17 protein-coding genes are annotated in these 18243 nt (G+C 72.7%); 10 read left to right on the top strand and 7 right to left on the bottom strand.

Annotated elements, in window-relative coordinates; genetic code table 11:
* Positions 1–43 precede the first annotated feature (43 nt).
* The 3 genes from ACO0M4_RS21635 to ACO0M4_RS21625 all read left to right on the top strand — a co-directional run bounded on the left by ACO0M4_RS21635 (position 44) and on the right by ACO0M4_RS21625 (position 2535).
* Positions 44–1195, top strand: coding sequence for a lipid-transfer protein (locus ACO0M4_RS21635; RefSeq protein ID WP_430372477.1), 1152 nt, complete (start codon positions 44–46; stop codon positions 1193–1195).
* A gap of 72 nt (positions 1196–1267) precedes the next feature.
* A complete protein-coding gene (locus tag ACO0M4_RS21630) occupies positions 1268–1750 on the top strand; it encodes a Zn-ribbon domain-containing OB-fold protein (RefSeq protein WP_430372476.1) in 483 nt (160 codons plus the stop codon).
* A complete protein-coding gene (locus tag ACO0M4_RS21625) occupies positions 1747–2535 on the top strand; it encodes an enoyl-CoA hydratase/isomerase family protein (RefSeq protein WP_430372474.1) in 789 nt (262 codons plus the stop codon). The genes ACO0M4_RS21630 and ACO0M4_RS21625 overlap by 4 nt, the downstream gene beginning before the upstream one ends.
* Positions 2536–2571: 36 nt before the next feature.
* Here the strand turns inward: ACO0M4_RS21625 and ACO0M4_RS21620 are convergent, their stop codons facing one another.
* Complete coding sequence (locus tag ACO0M4_RS21620; protein WP_430372472.1) at positions 2572–3144, bottom strand: hypothetical protein; 573 nt, start codon at positions 3142–3144, stop codon at positions 2572–2574.
* Positions 3145–3353: 209 nt separating this feature from the next.
* On the opposite strand from ACO0M4_RS21620, the gene ACO0M4_RS21615 reads away from it, so the two are divergent.
* Positions 3354–4100, top strand: coding sequence for a hypothetical protein (locus ACO0M4_RS21615; protein WP_430372470.1), 747 nt, complete (start codon positions 3354–3356; stop codon positions 4098–4100).
* A gap of 27 nt (positions 4101–4127) precedes the next feature.
* Here the strand turns inward: ACO0M4_RS21615 and ACO0M4_RS21610 are convergent, their stop codons facing one another.
* Positions 4128–6629, bottom strand: a complete 2502-nt coding sequence (locus ACO0M4_RS21610) for a PQQ-binding-like beta-propeller repeat protein (RefSeq protein WP_430372469.1) — start codon at positions 6627–6629, stop codon at positions 4128–4130.
* A gap of 801 nt (positions 6630–7430) precedes the next feature.
* Here ACO0M4_RS21610 and ACO0M4_RS21605 point away from each other — a divergent pair.
* Entirely contained in the window at positions 7431–8078 is a 648-nt protein-coding gene (locus ACO0M4_RS21605; RefSeq protein WP_430372467.1) for a TetR family transcriptional regulator, read from the top strand.
* 311 nt (positions 8079–8389) lie between these two features.
* On the opposite strand, the gene ACO0M4_RS21600 is transcribed toward ACO0M4_RS21605, so the two are convergent.
* Positions 8390–8860 (bottom strand): nitroreductase family deazaflavin-dependent oxidoreductase, encoded by a 471-nt coding sequence (locus tag ACO0M4_RS21600; protein ID WP_430372466.1) that lies wholly within the window; start codon positions 8858–8860, stop codon positions 8390–8392.
* A complete protein-coding gene (locus ACO0M4_RS21595; protein WP_430372465.1) occupies positions 8860–10149 on the bottom strand; it encodes an acyl-CoA dehydrogenase family protein in 1290 nt (429 codons plus the stop codon). The genes ACO0M4_RS21600 and ACO0M4_RS21595 overlap by 1 nt, the downstream gene beginning before the upstream one ends.
* Before the next feature lie 212 nt (positions 10150–10361).
* Here ACO0M4_RS21595 and ACO0M4_RS21590 point away from each other — a divergent pair, with 212 nt between their 5' ends.
* The 3 genes from ACO0M4_RS21590 (at position 10362) to ACO0M4_RS21580 (ending at position 12737) form a co-directional block, all read left to right on the top strand.
* Complete coding sequence (locus ACO0M4_RS21590; RefSeq protein WP_430372464.1) at positions 10362–11552, top strand: thiolase C-terminal domain-containing protein; 1191 nt, start codon at positions 10362–10364, stop codon at positions 11550–11552.
* Positions 11553–11707: 155 nt separating this feature from the next.
* Positions 11708–12547 carry a pyridoxine/pyridoxamine 5'-phosphate oxidase gene (locus tag ACO0M4_RS21585; RefSeq protein ID WP_430372463.1) on the top strand — a complete coding sequence of 280 codons (840 nt, stop codon included), beginning with the start codon at positions 11708–11710 and terminating at the stop codon, positions 12545–12547.
* A 55-nt stretch (positions 12548–12602) separates the two neighbouring features.
* Positions 12603–12737 carry a hypothetical protein gene (locus ACO0M4_RS21580; RefSeq protein ID WP_430372462.1) on the top strand — a complete coding sequence of 45 codons (135 nt, stop codon included), beginning with the start codon at positions 12603–12605 and terminating at the stop codon, positions 12735–12737.
* A 63-nt stretch (positions 12738–12800) separates the two neighbouring features.
* On the opposite strand, the gene tnpA is transcribed toward ACO0M4_RS21580, so the two are convergent.
* Positions 12801–13217 (bottom strand): IS200/IS605 family transposase, encoded by a 417-nt coding sequence (gene tnpA / locus ACO0M4_RS21575; RefSeq protein WP_430372461.1) that lies wholly within the window; start codon positions 13215–13217, stop codon positions 12801–12803.
* Positions 13218–13243: 26 nt separating this feature from the next.
* Here tnpA and ACO0M4_RS21570 point away from each other — a divergent pair, with 26 nt between their 5' ends.
* Entirely contained in the window at positions 13244–14461 is a 1218-nt protein-coding gene (locus ACO0M4_RS21570; protein ID WP_430372459.1) for an RNA-guided endonuclease InsQ/TnpB family protein, read from the top strand.
* Positions 14462–14476: 15 nt separating this feature from the next.
* Here ACO0M4_RS21570 and ACO0M4_RS21565 read toward each other — a convergent pair whose 3' ends face one another.
* The gene (locus tag ACO0M4_RS21565; RefSeq protein ID WP_430372458.1) at positions 14477–14965 is read right to left on the bottom strand and encodes an N-acetyltransferase family protein; all 489 of its coding nucleotides are present in this window, start codon (positions 14963–14965) and stop codon (positions 14477–14479) included.
* Positions 14966–15114: 149 nt separating this feature from the next.
* A complete protein-coding gene (locus ACO0M4_RS21560; RefSeq protein ID WP_430372457.1) occupies positions 15115–15627 on the bottom strand; it encodes a Zn-ribbon domain-containing OB-fold protein in 513 nt (170 codons plus the stop codon).
* Between the two features lie 250 nt (positions 15628–15877).
* Here ACO0M4_RS21560 and ACO0M4_RS21555 point away from each other — a divergent pair, with 250 nt between their 5' ends.
* A complete protein-coding gene (locus ACO0M4_RS21555) occupies positions 15878–18160 on the top strand; it encodes an acetate--CoA ligase family protein (protein WP_430372456.1) in 2283 nt (760 codons plus the stop codon).
* The last annotated feature ends 83 nt before the right edge of the window (positions 18161–18243 follow it).

Genomic DNA, 18243 nt, shown 5'->3' with positions numbered 1-18243 from the left:
TCCTCCACTGCCAGCAGCGCGACGGCCGACCACGGAGGTGGCGATGGGGGCGACCCTCAAGGACGCTACGGCGATCGTCGGTATCGGACAGACACCCTTTGCCAAACAACTCCCCGAATCCGAGAAGACCTTGGCGTGTCGGGCGATCGTCGCGGCCCTGGACGACGCCGGGATCGCCCCGTCGGAGGTGGACGCCTTCGCGTCGTACACCATGGAGGAGACCGACGAGGTCGAGGTCGCCAAGTCCATCGGCGCCGGGGACGTCACGCACTTCTCCAAGGTCGGCTACGGCGGCGGCGGTTCCTGCGCGACGGTGGCGCACCTGGCCGCCGCCATCGCCACGGGACAGGCGAGCGTCGGCGTCGCCTGGCGGTCCCGCAAACGCGGCTCCGGACCGCGGCCGTGGACCAACACCCGCGCCCAACTCCCCACCCCGGGACAGTGGACCCGGCCCTTCGGCCTGCTCCGTCCCGCCGACGAGATCGGCATGCTGGCCCGGCGCTATATGCACGAATACGGCGCCACCCGCGACCACTTCTTCAACGTCGCCCTCGCCTGCCGCAACCGCGCCAACCAGAACCCGGCCGCGATGATGTACGACCGCCCACTGACCCGCGAGATGTACATGACCGCCCGCTGGATCAGTGAACCGCTCTGCCTCTTCGACAACTGCCTGGAGACCGACGGCGCGCTGGCCTGCGTCGTGGTCTCCGCCGAACGGGCCCGCGACTGCCGCCAACGCCCCGCCTACATCCACGCCGCCGCCCAGGGCCTGCCCGCCCAGCACCACGGCATGGTCAACTACTGGAACGACGACCCGCTCACCGGCCCGGCCTGGACCGCCGCCCGCCACCTCTGGAAGGGCGCCGACCTGGGACCGCAGGACGTCGACGTGGCGCAGATCTATGACGCGTTCACCCCCCTGATACCCCTCTCCCTGGAGGGCTACGGCTTCTGCGGACGCGGCGAGGGCGCGGCCTTCACCGAGGGCGGCGCCCTGGAGATCGGCGGCCGACTCCCCCTCAACACCGGCGGCGGCGGCCTCTCCGAGGCGTATGTGCACGGCTTCAACCTCATCACCGAAGGCGTCCGCCAGCTGCGCGGCACCGGCACCGCACAGGTCCCCGACGCCGCCACCTGCCTGGTCACCGCGGGCGAGGGCGTGCCCACCTCCGCACTGCTGCTGAGGAGTTGATACGCGATGCGTGCAGACCACACCCCGGGCGGGACCGCCGCCGGGACCGGATCCGTAACCGTCCGTGATTCCATGACCACAAGCCTGCCACCCGCCACTGACAATCCCCCGGACCCCGGCGCTGACCTGCTGCTTCCCGTCCCCGACGAGGACGGGGCGCCGTTCTGGGAGTACGCCGCCCGCGGCGAACTCCGCGTCCAGACCTGCTCCGACTGCGACGAGCCGCGCTTCCCGCCCCGCCCCTGCTGTCCGCACTGCCAGTCGTTCACCGCCCACTGGCAGCGGATGAGCGGCCGCGGCCGGATCTGGTCGTACGTCGTGCCCCACCCGCCACTGCTGCCCGCCTACGCCGCCCAGGCCCCGTACAACGCGATCATCGTGGAGCTGACCGAGGCCCCGCGGATCCGCCTGGTGGGCAACCTCGTCACCGCCGCGGACGCCGCCCTGAACTCCGTCGACCCGACCCGGCTGCGCATCGGCGCCCCGGTGAAGGCGGTCTTCCACCCGATGCCCGGCGGGGTGACCGTCCCCCGCTGGGTCCTGGAGCGGCCGTGACGTCCCCCGGAGTCCGCGCCGAGACCGCCGACGGGGTCGCCCTGGTCACCCTGGACCGCCCCGCCCGGCACAACGCCCTCGACCTCGACACCGCCGCCGAACTCGCGTCCCTGTGGCGGGAGTTCCGCTTCGACGACACGGTGCGGGCGGCGGTGATCACCGGTGCCGGCGGCCGCGCCTTCTGCACCGGCATCGACCGCACCGCCGACGTGCCCCAGCCGTCCTCCCCGTTCTCCCTCGACGACCCGCTGCTCCGGATCGGCCCGAAGGCCAACGACCTGTGGAAGCCGGTGCTCGCCGCGGTCGAGGGGATGGCCTGCGGCGGCGCCTTCTACCTGCTGGGCGAGGCGGAGTTCATCATCGCCGCCGAGCACGCCACCTTCTTCGACCCGCACACCACCTACGGGATGGTCAGCGCCTACGAGTCCATCCTCATGGCACAGCGCATGCCCTACGGGGAGATCGCCCGGCTCGCCCTGATGGGCAGCGCGGAACGGCTCGGCGCCCGGCGCGCCCACGCCATCGGCCTGGTCTCCGAGCTGACCCCGCCCGGCGCCGCCGCCAAGACCGCGCTACGCCGCGCCGAGGTGCTGGCCGCCCAGCCCACCGAGGCCGTCCAAGGCACCGTCCGCGCCCTGTGGGCCGCCAAGGAAGCCACCCGGGCACAGGCCCTGGCGCACGCCCCGCAACTGATCGCGCTGGGCAACCTGCCACCGGACCGCCAGGCCGCCCTGTTCACCGCCCGACCACGGAACACCGGGGACGCCCCGCCGCCCGTCAGGTGACCGCCGCGCACCGGGCACGTCACCGCCGGGCCCGCCTCACATCTTGGTCTTCTGCGCCCGGGTGATCTGGCAGGTGTACCAGAACGCCTGCCAGGACGCCTGGTTCAGCGTGTACTTGGCGGTGTAGGTCTCGGTCGCGCCGGGCGCCACCACGACGCTGCGCTGGTGCTCCCCGTAGGACGAGCCGTCCGCCGGCCGGTCCTTCATCCAGTCGATCCGCATGTCGTAGGAGTAGGAGCTGGTCGTGGACGGGTTGGTGATGGAGACCGTGTAGGTGAACTGGCGCAGCGAGGAGGAGAAGTCGCAGCCGCTGCCGCGGACGTCGGACCGTCCGTCCGGGTTGAAGGTCTCCTCCGTCGGCGACGGCGAGTAGCTGTCGAAGGAAGGCGAGTACGTCGGCGTCGGGTGCAACGGGTCGTAGCTGGCGGAGGGCGACGCCGTCGCCCAGCTCGGCGGCGGCACGTTGATCTTGGGCCGGCCGAACGCACAGCCACCGACCGTGGCGAGCGTGACCGCCGCCACCGCGACCGCGAGCCCCGCCCTGACCCCCCTCCGGACCCGGTCCGCGGTACCTCCGGCGGCCGTGCCCGTACGCGTGCGCTGCTCCATGCTCTTCGCCCATCCCCCGTTGCCACGTTCAAGACCCGTCACCCTGAGGGTTGACGCGTGCACGGCACCCTAGCAAGAGCAGGGGACGCCCCGTACGGGCCCCTCGGCGGACTCGGGCCGCATCCGGCCGTCCTTGTCTAGCGGGGGCAGACGGGCAGGCGTAGCGTCGGTCACGGGACGACGGGACGAGTCGAAGCGAGGCGACGCCGGTGGTGCGCAACGTTCTCGGCTCCCTGATCGCCCTCATCGGAGCGACGGCCGCCGTCTGGAGCCCCTTCCGTCCCTGGTACGACGGCCGTCACGGCAGCGACGTCCGGATCGAGGACCTCTTCAACGGCCTCACGGACAACGGCGCCACGCTCTTCGGCTCCCTGGTGCTCCCGATGGTCTTCGCCGGGCTGCTGACGCTGATCGGCGTGGCGCTGCGCTCCCGATGGCTCATCACCTTCGCCGGGCTGGTGGTCCTCGGCTTCACCATCTTGTGGATGGTCCGCCAGGGCCAGAGCGCGGGCGAACTCACCGCCGGTACGCACGGACTGGGCGTCGGCGTGGCCAACGCCATGGGCGGCGGCGCACTGCTGATCCTGGGCGCCCTCGTCATGCGCGGGCGCACCCGCCGGGTCCCCGCGGACGAGGACGAGGAGTACGAGGACTACGAGGGCACGGCCGCGCCCTATCGCCCACCACCCGACGCCTGGGACCCCGGCCACCGGCCCACCCAGGAGTGGCACCCGGAGCCCTACAGCCCCGCACCCCCCACCGCGGCACCGACCGGGCCGCCCCGGCCGCCTGCGCCGACGCCACCTGTGGAGTGGGGCCGCAACCAGCGCCCACCGGGCCCCGAGCACGGCCAGGACGACCGGCCGACCCAACCGACCCGACCGGACTGGCCGACCCAGCCCGACGGCCCGGAAACGCCGGGCGACCACGGGCCGGCCGGACCGCACCGGCCCTGAGGCCGCGAGGCCCTAGGCCGCGAGGCCCTACGGGCGCCGGGCCAGGCCCGTCCCCTTGGCGGCGTCCAGCGCGTACACACAGCGGTCCTTGCTGCAGGCGTAGACCACACCGCCGACCGCCACCGGCGAACCGGTGATCTCACCGCCGGTGGCCAGCTTCCAGCGGAGCTGACCGCCCATCGCGTCGAGGGTGTACAGACAGTGGTCGGCGGACCCGAAGTGCACCCGGCCCTCGGCGACGACCGGGGAGCCCACCACCTCGGCGCCCGCCTGGAAGCGCCAGCGCGGGGTGCCGGTCACCGCGTCGAGGGTGTAGAGCGCCTTGCCGCTGCCCAGGTGGACGGCGCCGTGCGCGACCAGGACCGGTTCGCTGGACTGGCGGGCCTCGGTGGCGATCCGCCAGCGGTCCCGGCCGTCCGCCGCGTCGAGGGCGTAGACCGTGCCCAGATAGTCGGCGAGGTAGAGGCCGCCGCCGGTGACGGCGGGGCCCGGCGCGAAGGCGGGCGGGCCCAGAAAGACCGCGGGCGCCTCGAAGTGCCAGCGCACATCGCCGCGGGCGGCGTCGAGGGCCAGCACCCGAGTGCCGGCGACCACGTACACCGTGCCGTCCGACGCCGGCAGCAGCCGCATCGGGACGCCGCCGCAGGACGCCGCGTCGCCCACCGGATACGACCAGCGCTCGACGCCGGTGCGCGCCTCCAGCGCCTTCAGCCGGGCGTCGGCCCAGACGTAGACCGTGCCCTCGTGCTGCACGGGCGCGGCCTCGGGATTCTCGAAGTCGGTCTGGGCGCCGGCGAGCTCCCACAGCAGCTCACCGGTGGTGGCCTCCCATGCCTGGATGCCGCCGCCCCGGGTGCTGGTGACGACCGTGCCGCGGTCGGCGGTCAGGGCGTAGATCCACCCCTCGCTGCTCAGCCGCCAGCGCTCGCTGCCGTCGTCGGCGTCCAGGGCGTAGAGGGTGGGGCCGTCCGAGGCGTGGATCCGGCCGTCGGCGACCGCCATCGCCCAGGCGACGTCGCGGGTCTTGAACTTCCGCCGGCCGCTGGCCACATCGAGGGCGTGCACCTCGAACGAGGTGACGTAGAGCAGTTCACCGGCGACCACCGGGGTGCCCCAGACGTCGTTCGACATCCGGAACCGCCAGGGGCGCCAGCGGCCCGGTTCGGACGGTGCCTCCGGCGGGGCGGCCGGGGCGACCTCCCCTTGGCCGCCGCTGCCCGTGGCCGCGCCCTGCTGCGGCACTCCGGCCGGCGGCCGGACCCAGTTCGTCGCGGCGGCCGCTCCGCGCTGCTGCTGCGGGGGGTCGGTGGCGCGCGGCCCTGGCCCTATCGGGGCGGGCGAGCCACCGAGCCGTACGGGACCGCCGGAGCCCTCCAGAGGCGGCGCACCCCCCATGCCGGCGGCCTGCGGCACCGGGGCCGCCGCGCCGCGGGGGTCGGCGGCGCGGTGCGCACCGGGACCGGCACCGATCCGGCCGGGCCAACCATCAGCGGCCGGCCGGCCGCTCTCGGCCCGCTGCGCCACGGGCTGCGGCGGGGCCTGCGGCATGGGCGGCGCGGCCGCGGGCTCCTGGCGGCCGGCGTCGCGGGGCGCGGCGGCGGACCGCGGGGTGCTCGGCGCCACGGCGCCCCGGCCGCCGCCGCGCCGCCGCTCGATGAGCGCCACGGCGCCGGGCGGCAGCCAGGCCGACGCGGTGCCGCTGTCGTCGCTGCCGGAGCTGAAGAGGTGCGGTGCCAGTTGGGACTGCAGATCGGCCGGGGACGGCCGGTGGGCGGCCTCCATCTGCATACAGGAGTCCATGAGCGACCGGAGGTCGTCCGGCAGTCCGGCCAGGTCGGGGCCTTCCCGCAGCAGCATGAAGACCGTCTCGACGGGGTTGGCGCCGTGGAACGGCGCATGCCCGGTGGCGGCGAAGACCAGGGTGGAGCCGAGCGAGAAGATGTCGCTGGCGCCGGTGACGCTGCGGGAGTCGCGGGCCTGCTCCGGCGACATGTACGCGGGCGTGCCGACGGCCACGTTGGTCATCGTCAGCCGGGTGTTGGACACCCCGGAGGCGATGCCGAAGTCGATCACCCGGGGGCCGTCCTCGACCACCAGGACGTTCGACGGCTTCAGGTCGCGGTGGACGAGGCCGGCGCCGTGGATGGACTGGAGCGCCTCCGCGATGCCGGCGGCGAGCCAGCGCACCGCCTGGACGGGCAGTGGCCCGCACTCATTGACTATCTCTTCCAGGGAGGGCGCGGGCACGTACGCGGTCGCGAGCCACGGCACGGCCGCCCTCGGGTCGGCGTCGACCACGGCCGCGGTGTAGAAGCCGCTGACCGCGCGGGCCGCCTCCACCTCGCGGGTGAACCGGACCCGGAACAGCTGGTCCTCGGCGAGTTCGGAACGGACCGTCTTGATCGCCACTCGCCGGCCGGACGCCGACCGGGCCAGATAGACCAGGCCCATGCCGCCGGCCCCGAGACGGCCAAGGACCTCGAACGGGCCGATCCGCCGGGGATCGTGCTGCGTCAGCTGCTCCACCACTTGCCTGCCACCTCCCCGTGGGGCATAAAACGAGACTCTCCATAGCCACGAGCCGCCGAGAGCCACTGCCCCGCGCAGCGTCTCACCGCCTGGCCGAAACGGCCGTACGCACCCTGATTCTTCCTGGCCGGCCGGGCGGTTGCGAACCCGGGGCCTGTCGGCCGTGTCCCGACTCACCCCCTGCAGTACGCAACAAGGCCATTACCCGGCGTATTCCACCCCGCCCTGACGTGCTCCGATACGTCCGGGGACGGGCGATTGCCGCAGGGTTACCGGCCAGTTGTCGCCCGCCTAGGAGCGAGGTTCGCGGAATTTCCGCCGCTCATCGCCCCATCCGGACGGAAGGATTCCGCCCTGGCGGTCGAGCGACGGGACCCCCGCCGCCGCACCGACACCCGGCGGACGCCCGCGCTGACGACCGGTCCCCCGTGGCCGAAATCGTTCCATTTCCCCGCCCGTATCCGTACGCATGCCTTCCCCCGCGGCTCACTCTGCGTCAATGGATCAATTCTGCGCCGCCGACGGCGATTTCGCGGCTGTGACACCGCGCACGACGCAAGGATTCCCGCCCGACGGCCACCGGACGCCCGACGCCCCCGCACCGACCCCTTATCCACCGAAGTTGTCCACAGCCTGTTGATAACAGCATTCACTGGATCGGACCAATGGTCGTGCACCTCGTTCCGGCGGCGACCAGGCCCGCAACCAGGGCGGGAACAGGCACCGGGCGCCCCGAACTCCCCCGTCCCCATTTGCAGGCAGCCAAATCGCGCTCCGATCACCCCTCGGTAAGCTGACGGCATGACAGGACAAGTTCGAACCGTCGACGGCAGAGTTGCCGGCCGCCGCGGACAGGCGACGCGGCAAAAGCTTCTCGACTGCCTCAGTGAAATGCTCAGTTCGTCCCCCTACCGGGACGTCAAAGTCATCGATGTGGCCCGAAAAGCGGGCACTTCACCCGCGACGTTCTATCAGTACTTCCCGGATGTCGAAGGCGCGGTCCTCGAAATCGCCGAAGAGATGGCGAAAGAGGGCGCGAGCCTGACCAATCTGGTCGCCGAACGCTCCTGGGTGGGCAAGTCCGGTTGGCAGGCCGCCGAGGAACTGGTCGACGGCTTCCTCTCCTTCTGGCGCAAGCACGACGCGATCCTGCGCGTCGTCGACCTGGGCGCCGCCGAGGGCGACAAGCGGTTCTACAAGATCCGCATGAAGATCCTCAACGCGGTCACCAACTCCCTTACGGAGTCCATCCAGGAGCTCCAGAACAAGAACAAGGTCGACAAGGACGTGAGCCCGGCGGCCATGGCCGGCTCCATCGTCGCCATGTTGGCGGCGGTCGCCGGCCACCAGAAGGGCTTCCAGAGCTGGGGCGTCAAGCAGGCCGACCTCAAGCCCAACCTGGCGCTGCTGGTGCACTTCGGCGTCACCGGCAAGAAGCCCACCAAGTAACGGGCCACCCGCACGCCCGGACCTCCGAGGGTCCGCGTCGGGACCACCGCACGACCGCACCACCGCACCACCGGGACCGCCGTCACAGGCGCTCCCATCGAGCCGGGCGCTGAGCTGCAACGCCGCGCCTTGGCCGCCGCTCCGCCGCCGAGGAAGCCGCGGCCTCCTCGATGTCCCGGCGTTTCCGGGACAGTTCGCCCTCCGTCCTGAGTCCGTCCTGCCATAGCCGTATCCCACACGCAGCGGGTGCCGACCGCCCTCCAGGGGCCGTACGGCACCCGCGCGTGTGTCACGGCCCGCGTCCGACCTGGTCAGCGCCGGTCCAGCCGGAACAGCCGGATCTCGCGTTCCACCCGCGCCTGATAGGCCGCGTACGGCGGCCAGAACTCCAGCGCCGCCCGCCAGGCCCGCTCGCGCTCCTCCCCGGTGAGCAGCCGGGCCCGTACCGGCACGTCCCGGCCCCGCCAACTGACCTCCGCCTCCGGGTTCTTGAGGAGGTTCCCGGTCCAGGCCGGATGCCCAGGGCGGCCGAAGTTGCTGCCGATCAGCAGCCAACCACCGTCGTCCTGCGGCATGCAGGCCAGCGGGGTGCTCCGCGGCCGCCCGCTCCGGGCGCCGGTCGCGGTCAGCACGAGGCCGGGCAGCATCCGGGTGCTGAGCAGCGCCTTCCCGCCGGACAGCCGGTGGACGGCGCGGTCCAGCACGGGGATGACGTGCGGCGCGATCCGCGCGAACGTCCGGGTCGAGGAGATCTTCTGCACCAGGTGGGTACGCCGGTCCATCAGGCACCGACCGCCGCTCGCACCGCCGGGCCGGCGAGGGCGTCCGCGCCCACTCCGGTGGCCGTCCCGGCCCCTCCCCCGAACAGGCCCGCCTGTTCGGCCGCCCGGGCCCGCAACCGGTGCACCGGCCCCAGCAGCAGCTCGTCGCAGGCCGCCCGCTTGAAGTAGAGGTGCGCCGCGTGCTCCCAGGTGAAGCCGAGCCCGCCGTGCAGCTGCACCGCCTCGGCGGCCACCGCACGCAGCGTCTCCAGCGCCTGGGCCAGCGCCAGTGCGCCCACTCCTGGTTCGGGGCGCCCGGCGCCGGCCGCCCAGGCCGCGTAGTACGCCGCCGAGCGCGCCGCCTGCACCGCTACGTACAGGTCGGCGAGCCGGTGCTGCACCGCCTGGAAGGAGCCGAGCGGCCGGCCGAACTGGGTGCGCTCCTTGACGTAGCCGACCGTACGGGACAGCGCCGCGTCGGCCGCGCCGACCGCCTCGGCCGCCAGGCACGCGGCCGCCGTCGCCCCGGTGGCGGCCAGCGCCGCGGCCACCGCGTCCGCGGCGCCGTCGCCCCCGGACGGGTCGTCCCCCAGCAACTCGGCTTCCACCTCGCGGAGTTCGATACGGGCCTGCGGCCGGGTCTCGTCCATCGCGGTCTGCCGGGTCCGCAGCAGCCCGGGCGCCTCTTCACCGTCCGGCCCCGTCGCCCGGACGGTGAAGAGCAGGGTGCGACTGCGCGCGAAGCCCCCGGTGTGCGCGGCGACCACCAGCACGTCCGCGGTGTGCCCGTCGAGGACCTGCCCGGCCTCCCCGTAGAGCCGCCAGGTACCGCCGTCCGCCCGTGCCTGGATTCCGCCGGCCCGACCGCCGCCGGCCCAGTCGCCGTCGTTGGGCCCGGTCAGCGCCAGCGCGGTGGCCAGCTGCCCGCCCGGGACGACGAGGGTGGCGGTCGACTCCCCGGCGGCGAGGGCCGGCAGCAGTGCGGCGCGCCGGCGCTCCCCACCCAGCGCCAGGATCAGCGGTGCGGCGAGCACGGCGGTGCCGATCAGTGGGGCGGGGAGCACGGCGCGACCGGTCTCCTCGCAGGCCAGGGCGAGTTCGGTGGGTCCGCAGCCGGCTCCGCCGTACGCGGTGGGCAGGGCGAGGCCGGGCAGTCCCAGCTGCCCGGCGAGCTGTCGCCACAGCGCCTCGTCGTGGCCCGCCGGGGTGCGGACCGCCGCCCTGACCTCGTCCGGGCCGCAGCGTTTGTCCAGCAGTGCGCGCAGGGTGCGGCGGATCTGGTCCTGCTCCTCGGTGAACGCGGCATCCATCGGCGGGCTCCTCCCGGCCGTGCGGCGACGCCCGTCCGCTCGGACGGGATCCAATCTGACGGTGCGTCATATTAGGTAGGAGGACGCCACTTTCCTAGAGACAGGCGCCCGAAGCCTCCTTCTGGAGTACACGCCCTCGGGGCGCCTGCCAGCGCCGAGCACCTCCCGTCGCCCCCTGCCCGCCCCACCTAATCTGATGTACCGTCAGATTCATGAGGCTGACGCCAGGGACCCCTTCCCGGAACCGCAAGGTCGCCGTCGCCGGAGTCGCACTGTCCGACTGCGGACGGGTGGACGAGGCCACCCCGTACGCCCTGCACGCCCAGGCCGCCCGCCGGGCGCTCGCCGACTCCGGACTCGACCGGTCGGTGATCGACGGCTTCGCCTCGGCCGGGCTCGGCACCCTCGCCCCCGTCGAGGTCGCGGAATACCTGGGACTGCGCCCCACCTGGGTGGACTCCACCTCGGTCGGCGGCGCCACCTGGGAGGTGATGGCCGCACACGCCGCCGACGCCATCGCGGCCGGCCACGCCAACGCCGTCCTCCTGGTCTACGGCTCCACCGCCCGCGCCGACATCAAGGCGAAGCGCCGCACCGCCAACCTCTCCTTCGGCGCCCGCGGCCCGCTCCAGTTCGAAGTCCCCTACGGGCACACCCTGATCGCCAAATACGCCATGGCCGCCCGCCGCCATCAGCACCAGTACGGGACGACCCTGGAACAGCTCGCCCAGATAGCCGTCCAGGCACGGGCCAACGCGGCCACCAACCCGGACGCCATGTACCGCGAGCCGATCACCGTGGACGAGGTGCTGTCCGGGCCGATGATCGCCGACCCGTTCACCAAACTGCACTGCTGCATCCGCTCCGACGGCGGCTGCGCGGTGCTGCTCGTCGCCGAGGACTACGTGCCCGACCTCGCCAAACGCCCCGTCTGGGTGCTCGGCTCGGGCACCGCCGTCTCGCACACCACCATGGCGGAGTGGGCGGACTTCACCGTCTCCCCGGCCGCCGTCTCCGGCCGGCTCGCCTTCCAACGGGCCGGCGTCCGCCCCGCCGAGATCGACCTCGCCGAGATCTACGACGCCTTCACCTACATGACCCTGGTGACCCTGGAGGACCTGGGCTTCTGCGCCAAGGGGGAGGGCGGGGCGTTCGTCGAGAAGGGGCGGCTGCTGCGGGACGGCGAACTGCCGGTCAACACCGACGGCGGCGGGCTGGCCGCCTGCCACCCCGGCATGCGGGGGCTGTTCCTCCTGGTCGAGGCGGTCCGGCAACTGCGCGGCGAGGCCGGCCCGGACCGCCAGGTCCGCAAACCGGACGGCGCCCTGCCGCAGCTCGCCGTGGCGTCCGGCACCGGCGGCTGGTTCTGCTCGTCGGGGACGGTGGTGTTGGGGCGGGGGTAGGGCCCGCCCTCTGCCCTCTTACCTGCCGGAGGTCGGGGCGGCCCGCGCGATCACGCTCAAGGGCCACCCCGCACCGGCGGCGGCTCCCGGTACGGCCGTCGGCCCCACCGCCACCTCCGGCCCGTGCCCCGGGCGCCCCGCGTACGCTGCCTGACATGCCCGATCACACGGATCACCGCGCCACCGGGGCCACCGGGGCCACTCCGGAACCCGTCTCGTCATCGGGCCCTGTCCCGTCATCGGACCCCGCCCGGTCGCCGGCCCCCGAGCCGGCACCGGAGGTCGACGCCCGGGCCGCCGCCGATGACGCCGACACGGACGGCAACGCCGACCCCGACGCCCGTGCCTTCCGTACGCTGCTGCGCGGCCTGCGGGTCTGGGAGGGCGAACTGCCGTCCTTCGCCGCTCGGCGTGCGCCCGCCGAGCCGTTGCCGCTCTTCCGGCAGTGGCTGTCCGAGGCCGCCGAGGCCGGCGTTCCCGAGCCGCACACCATGTCCCTGGCCACGGCGGACGCGGCCGGCGACCCCTCCGTGCGTATCGTGATGCTGCACGATGCGGACGAGCACGGCTGGCACTTCGGCACCCACCGCGGCAGCCGCAAGGGCCGCGAACTGGCCGCCCGCCCGCGGGCCGCGCTGGCCTTCTACTGGCCGGCGGTCGGCCGCCAGGTGCGGGTCCGGGGCACGGTGACCGCGGCCGGCCCGGAGGAGAGCGCGGCCGATCTGCACCGCCGCTCCACGGGCGCGCTGGCCGCCGCCCTGGTGGGCCGCCAGAGCGAGGTGCTGGGCTCGGCCGAGGAACTTTCCCGCGCCGCGGACGCCGCCTGGGAGCGCGCCCGGCGCGAACCGGACGCTCCGGTCCCGAGCTGGACGCTCTACGTGCTGCGCGCCGACGAGGTCGAGTTCTTCCAGGGCGACCCGCACCGGCGACAGCACGTACGGCTCAACTACCGTCGCGCTGAGGGTGGTTGGGAGAAGGAACTGCTCTGGCCGTGAGGTCGGGACGCGGACCCGGGCCGGCGGGTGGCGGCGGCCCGGTGGCGACAGCACGGTGACGACGGACATGGTGGCGACGGGCGCGGTGGCGACGGACATGGTGGCCACGGGCGCGGTGGCGGCGAGCGCGGTGGCAACGGGCGCGATGGCGACACCTCGGGGCGTCGCCACTCGCCGCTACCGGGACTAATCGCAGTGCACCGCCCTTCAGGGCGGTGATGAAGCGATTCTCAGGGCTGCTCTGACCCGCAGGTCACAGCGGACGATTCTGCTGCTCGATGTACTGACGCACGATCGACAACGGGGCCCCGCCGACCGACCCGGCGAAGTACGAGCCGGACCACAGCCGCTGTGCCCGCCAGTAGTGCTTGACGAGGTCGGGGTATTCCTGGCGCAGCCTGCGGGAGCTGACGCCCTTCAAGCTGTTGACGAGCTTGGACAGGGCGACCTTCGGGGGGAAGTTGACCAGGAGGTGGACGTGGTTGTTCTCGCCGTTGAACTCGACCAGTTCGACTTCGAAGTCTTCGCACACGCTTCGCATGATCTCTTCGCAGCGGGTCAGGTGCTGGTCATTGAAGACCTTGTGCTGGTACTTCGTCACGAAAACCAAGTGGGCGTGGAGGACGAAAGCACAGTGCCGACCTGTGCGAATGTTCTGATACTCAGCCATAAACCAACTGTAGTACGATCGTTGGTATGCAGCTTCGGTACAGCTTCCGCGTGTACCCGAACGGTCCGCAGTGCAGTGCACTGGCCAGGGCATTCGGGTGTGCTCGGGTGGTCTACAACGATGCCCTTAGGGCTCGTGCGACGGCCCGTGCTGCGGGGCTGCCGTTCGTGACCTCGGCCGAACTGTCGAAGCAGGTCACGGCGGCGAAGCAGACCGAGGAACGGGCGTGGCTCGCCGAGGTGTCGGCCGTGGTCCTGCAACAGTCCCTCCGGGATCTGGACACCGCGTACCGGAACTTCTTCGACAGCCTCAAGGGCAAGCGCCCGCGTATGGGTGCACCCCGGTTCAAGTCGCGGAAGGACAACCGGCACACGGTCCGCTTCACCGCCAACTCACGGTGGAAGATCACGGCGGGCGGTGACCTGTCGTTGCCGAAGATCGGGGATGTGCGGGTCAAGTGGTCCCGCACGTTGCCGTCCGTGCCGTCCACGGTGACCGTGGTCAAGGACGCCGCAGGCCGGTACTTCGCGAGTTTCATCGTGGAGACCGGCCCGGACGAGACGCTGCCCGAGGTGACGCCGGTGGTCGGCATCGACCTGGGGCTGACGCACTTCGCGATCCTCTCCGACGGCACGAAGATCGACAGCCCCTGCTTCCTGCGCCGGGCCGAAAAGAAACTCAAGCGGGCACAGCGGGACCTGTCCCGCAAGGCCAAGGGTTCAGCGAACCGGGTCAAGGCCCGGGTCAAGGTCGCCCGCGCCCACGCACGGACCGCCGATGCGCGGCGCGAGTTCCACCACCAGCTCTCCACAAAGATCATCCGCGAGAACCAAGCGGTTGCAGTGGAAGACCTGTCGGTCAAGGGACTCGCCCGCACACGCCTCGCCAAGTCCGTGCACGACGCCGGATGGTCGGCATTCGTCGGCATGCTGGAGTACAAGGCCGCCCGGTACGGGCGCACCTTCCACCGCATCGGACGCTTCGAGCCGACCTCTCAGGTCTGCTCGGCCTGCGGCGTCAAGGACGGCCCCAAGCCCCTCAACGTCCGTGAGTGGAAATGCACGGCGTGCGGGACGGTCCTTGACCGGGACATCAACGCGGCGGTCAACGTCGCCAAGGCTGCCGGACTGGCAGTGTCAGCCTGCGGAGCGCGGGTAAGACCGGGACTCGTCCCGGCACAGCGCGGAGAAACAGGAACCCACCGAGACGGTCAGCCGACCGTGGTAGGAATCCCCTCCCTTTAGGGAGGGGAGCGGAAGTCAAAACCGCTGGTACATGATGTGCAGCCCCACGTACCCCTGGGTGGGGTGGTGGAAGCCCTCGGGGATGGTGGTCATGAGCTGGAAGCCGAGGGACTGCCAGAGGGCGACCGCGCCGGTGTTGGCCGCCACCACCGCGTTGAACTGCATCCCCCGGTAGCCCTCGGCGCGGGCCCAGGCCAGTGCGTGCTCGCCCAGGGCCCGCCCGGTGCCATGCCGGCGGTACTGCGGGTCGACCATGAAACTGGCGCTGGCGATGTGCGCGCCGTTGCCCATCTGGTTGGGGTTCATCTTGGCCGAGCCGAGCACCGCCCCGGTGTCGTCGACGGCGACCACCGTGCGGCCGGGCGGTCGGAGCATCCAGAGGTCGCGGGCCGCCGGCTCGTCGATGTCCGCGGGATAGGTGTAGGTCTCGCCGGCCCGTACGACGGACCGGAAGAAGGGCCAGATCGCCGGCCAGTCGGCCGCATTCGCCTCTCGGATCAGCACCGGGACAGCCTCCCCGAGTCACCCCCGGGCCGCCACTCAATTACCCGGCGCCCGCCACCCGACGGGCACCGACAGCCGGCGGCCGCCGGCAACCACCAGGCTCCGACAGCCCGCGAGGCGCACCGCGGGCGGCCGCACCGGCGCGCCCCTCACGCCGGCCGGAACACCGGTATCGCGCACCCGCCGTCCCCCGCCGGACCGTCACCGCCCCCCGCCGCCGACCCGGTGCGGAAGTGCACCGTGAGCGGCATCCCGATCCGCAGGTCCGGCTCCGCGCAGTCCGTGACCTCGGTCATCATCCGTGGCCCTTCGGCGAGTTCGACCACGGCCGCAACGTACGGGACGCGGTCGCCAAACGGCGGGAGGTCGTTGCGGTGCACGATGGACCAGGTGTAGAGCGTGGCGCGGCCGGTGGCCGGCTCCCAGGTGACGTCCTCGCTCCAGCAGTGCGGGCAGAACTCGCGCGGGTAGTGGTGCACGGCGCCGCACCCCTCGGCCCGGCACCGGCGCAGCAGCAGCCGCCCTTCGGCCGCCGCGGCCCAGTACGGCCGGGTGAAGGCGTCCACCTCCGGCAGATCGAACCGCACCTGCGCGCGTCCCGCCGCGCCCGCGCCCTGCGCCCGCCCCGCGTTCCCGGCACGCACCGTCTCCCGCGCGGTCATCCGACCACCCCCATCCACGCCCACCCGCAATCCTGACGGTACGTCAGTTCAGCCCATCGCCCGCCCGACCGCAAGGGGGCCGCCGCACCGATCCCCGCCCCCACCCCGCCGACCGCCACCCCGAAGCTTTACCGCGCACACCCATTCCTGACACGGCGTCAGTTCAGTAATCTGACTATGCGTCAGCTACTGCTGAGCGCGGTACGGCGCGCAGTCCACGAGAGCCGTCACACAGGAGCGGGCGTCTGCGATGCTTGGATCGACTCACGGCACCCTCACCACGCACTCCCGGCCGGCCCGCGTCGTGGCCTGCGGGGAGCACCCACCCCACACCGTCCACGGCATCAGCGACCCCGTCGCCGCCGACGGCCCGCGGCCCGCCGGCGACGACGGCACCACCACCGGCCCGGCCGGCGCCGACCAGGACGTCAGCGGCCGCCCGCTGTACGCACCCGTACCCGACCTGGACCGCTTCTTCCGGCCCGAGTCGGTGGCCGTGATCGGCGCCTCGGACAGCGAGGGCCGGCCCAACACCGGCATCACCCGCCAACTGATCGCCTGGGCGGAACGGGTCGGCGCCCGGCTCCACCCCGTCAACCCCGGACGCGAGCAGGTCTTCGGCCTGCCCTGCTACCCCGCTGTCGCCGACCTGCCGGAGACCGTCGACCTGGCGGTGCTACTGGTCGGCGACCCGCTGCCGGTCATCGGGCAACTGGCCGAGGCCAAGGTGAAGTTCGCGGTCGCCTTCGCCTCCGGATTCGCCGAGACCGGCGAGGACGGCGCGGCCGCCCAGGCCCGGCTGGCGGACGCCGTGGCCCGTTCCGGCCTACGGCTGCTCGGGCCCAACACCAACCTCAACGCCTTCGAGAAGTTCCGGCACGACCTGGACGGCCCGGCCATCGCCCTGATCACCCAGTCGGGCCACCAGGGCCGGCCGGTCTTCACCCTCCAGGAACTGGGCATCCGCCTCTCGCACTGGGCCCCGACCGGCAACGAGGCCGATCTGGAGACCGCCGACTTCCTCTCCTACTTCGCCTCCCGCCCCGAGGTCGGCGCGATCGCCGCCTATGTGGAAGGGCTCAAGGACGGCCGCAGCTTCCTGCTCGCCGCCGACCGCGCCGCCCGCAACAAGGTGCCGGTGGTCGTCGTCAAGGTCGGCCGCACCGAGACCGGCGCCCGGACCGCCGCCTCCCACACCGGCAAGCTCACCGGCGCGGACGAGGTGGTGGACGCCGCACTGCGGCAGTTCGGGGTGATCCGGGTGGACGGGCTCGACGAGCTCCAGGACACCGCGGCGCTGCTGGCCCGCGCCAAGAAACCCACCGCCGAGGGCGTCGCGGTCTATTCGATCTCCGGCGGCACCGGCGCCCACTTCGCCGACCTGGCGACCGCGGCGGGCCTGGCCCTGCCCACCCTGTCCGACGCCAAGCAGACCGAACTCCACCAGTGGATACCGGACTACCTCAACGTCGCCAACCCGATCGACAACGGCGGCCACCCGGTGGGCGACTGGCGCGGCCGCAAGATCATCGACGCGATCCTCGCCGACCCGTCCGTCGGCGTCCTGATCTGCCCGATCACCGGCCCCTTCCCGCCCATGAGCGACAAGCTGGCCCAGGACCTCGTCGACGCGGCGGAGCAGTCGGACAAGCTGGTGTGCGTCGTCTGGGGCTCGCCGGTCGGCACCGAGGACGCCTACCGCCGCACCCTCCTCGGCTCCTCCCGCGTGGCGACCTTCCGCACCTTCGCCAACTGCATCACCGCCGTCCGCGCCTATCTGGACCACCACCGCTTCACCGCCCACTACCGCTCCCCCTTCGACGACGCCCCCCGCGTGCTCTCCCCCTCCGCCCGCAAGGCCCAGGCCCTGCTGCGGCCCGGCCAGCAGCTCAGCGAGCACGCGGCGAAGCAGCTGCTGCGCGCCTACGGCATCCGCGTACCGCGGGAACAGCTGGTGACCAGCGCGGCGGCGGCCGTCCGGGCGGCGAGCCTGGTGGGCTACCCGGTGGTGATGAAGGGCTCCGGCCCTGAGCTGGCCCACAAGACCGAACTCGGCCTGGTCAAGGTCGGGTTGACCTCGGCAAGTCAGGTCCGGGACGCCTACCGCGAACTGACCGACATCGCGCGCTACGAGGACCTGCCGCTGGACGGCGTCCTCGTCTGTCAGATGATCGAACGGGGCGTCGAGATGGTCGTCGGCGTCACCCCCGACCCGCTCTTCGGGCCGACCGTCTCCGTCGGCCTCGGCGGGGTGCTCGTGGAGGTCCTCCAGGACCTCGCGGTCGGCGTCCCACCCTTCGGAGAGGAACACGCCCGCACCATGCTCCGCGGACTGCGCGGCCACGCCCTCCTGGAGGGCGTCCGCGGGATGCCGCCCGCGGACACCGACGCGCTGGTCGAGACCGTCCTGCGGGTGCAACGGATGGCCCTCGAACTCGACGGCGACCTGGCCGAGTTGGACATCAACCCCCTGGTCGTCCTGCCCCGCGGCCAGGGCGCGGTGGCACTGGACGCCCTCGCGGTGTGCCACTGACCGTAGGACCGCCGAAGCCGAAGCCGAACCCGAAGGCGGTACCGCTCCCGGCCCCGACCCCGGCCGCGACCCCGTCCACCCAC

The organism is Streptomyces sp. RGM 3693 (assembly GCF_050471125.1).
GTDB lineage: Bacteria > Actinomycetota > Actinomycetes > Streptomycetales > Streptomycetaceae > Streptomyces.
This window is presented reverse-complemented; position numbering and strand designations above follow the sequence as displayed.

Excerpts from the sequence above, each read along its gene's own strand:
- ACO0M4_RS21635 (WP_430372477.1), top strand. The coding sequence starts at position 44 with ATGGGGGCGACCCTCAAGGACGCTACGGCGATCGTCGGTATCGGACAG.
- ACO0M4_RS21630 (WP_430372476.1), top strand. The coding sequence starts at position 1,268 with ATGACCACAAGCCTGCCACCCGCCACTGACAATCCCCCGGACCCCGGC.
- ACO0M4_RS21620 (WP_430372472.1), bottom strand. The coding sequence starts at position 3,144 with ATGGAGCAGCGCACGCGTACGGGCACGGCCGCCGGAGGTACCGCGGAC.
- ACO0M4_RS21605 (WP_430372467.1), top strand. The coding sequence starts at position 7,431 with ATGACAGGACAAGTTCGAACCGTCGACGGCAGAGTTGCCGGCCGCCGC.
- ACO0M4_RS21600 (WP_430372466.1), bottom strand. The coding sequence starts at position 8,860 with ATGGACCGGCGTACCCACCTGGTGCAGAAGATCTCCTCGACCCGGACG.
- ACO0M4_RS21595 (WP_430372465.1), bottom strand. The coding sequence starts at position 10,149 with ATGGATGCCGCGTTCACCGAGGAGCAGGACCAGATCCGCCGCACCCTG.
- ACO0M4_RS21590 (WP_430372464.1), top strand. The coding sequence starts at position 10,362 with ATGAGGCTGACGCCAGGGACCCCTTCCCGGAACCGCAAGGTCGCCGTC.
- ACO0M4_RS21585 (WP_430372463.1), top strand. The coding sequence starts at position 11,708 with ATGCCCGATCACACGGATCACCGCGCCACCGGGGCCACCGGGGCCACT.
- tnpA (WP_430372461.1), bottom strand. The coding sequence starts at position 13,217 with ATGGCTGAGTATCAGAACATTCGCACAGGTCGGCACTGTGCTTTCGTC.
- ACO0M4_RS21570 (WP_430372459.1), top strand. The coding sequence starts at position 13,244 with ATGCAGCTTCGGTACAGCTTCCGCGTGTACCCGAACGGTCCGCAGTGC.
- ACO0M4_RS21560 (WP_430372457.1), bottom strand. The coding sequence starts at position 15,627 with ATGACCGCGCGGGAGACGGTGCGTGCCGGGAACGCGGGGCGGGCGCAG.
- ACO0M4_RS21555 (WP_430372456.1), top strand. The coding sequence starts at position 15,878 with ATGCTTGGATCGACTCACGGCACCCTCACCACGCACTCCCGGCCGGCC.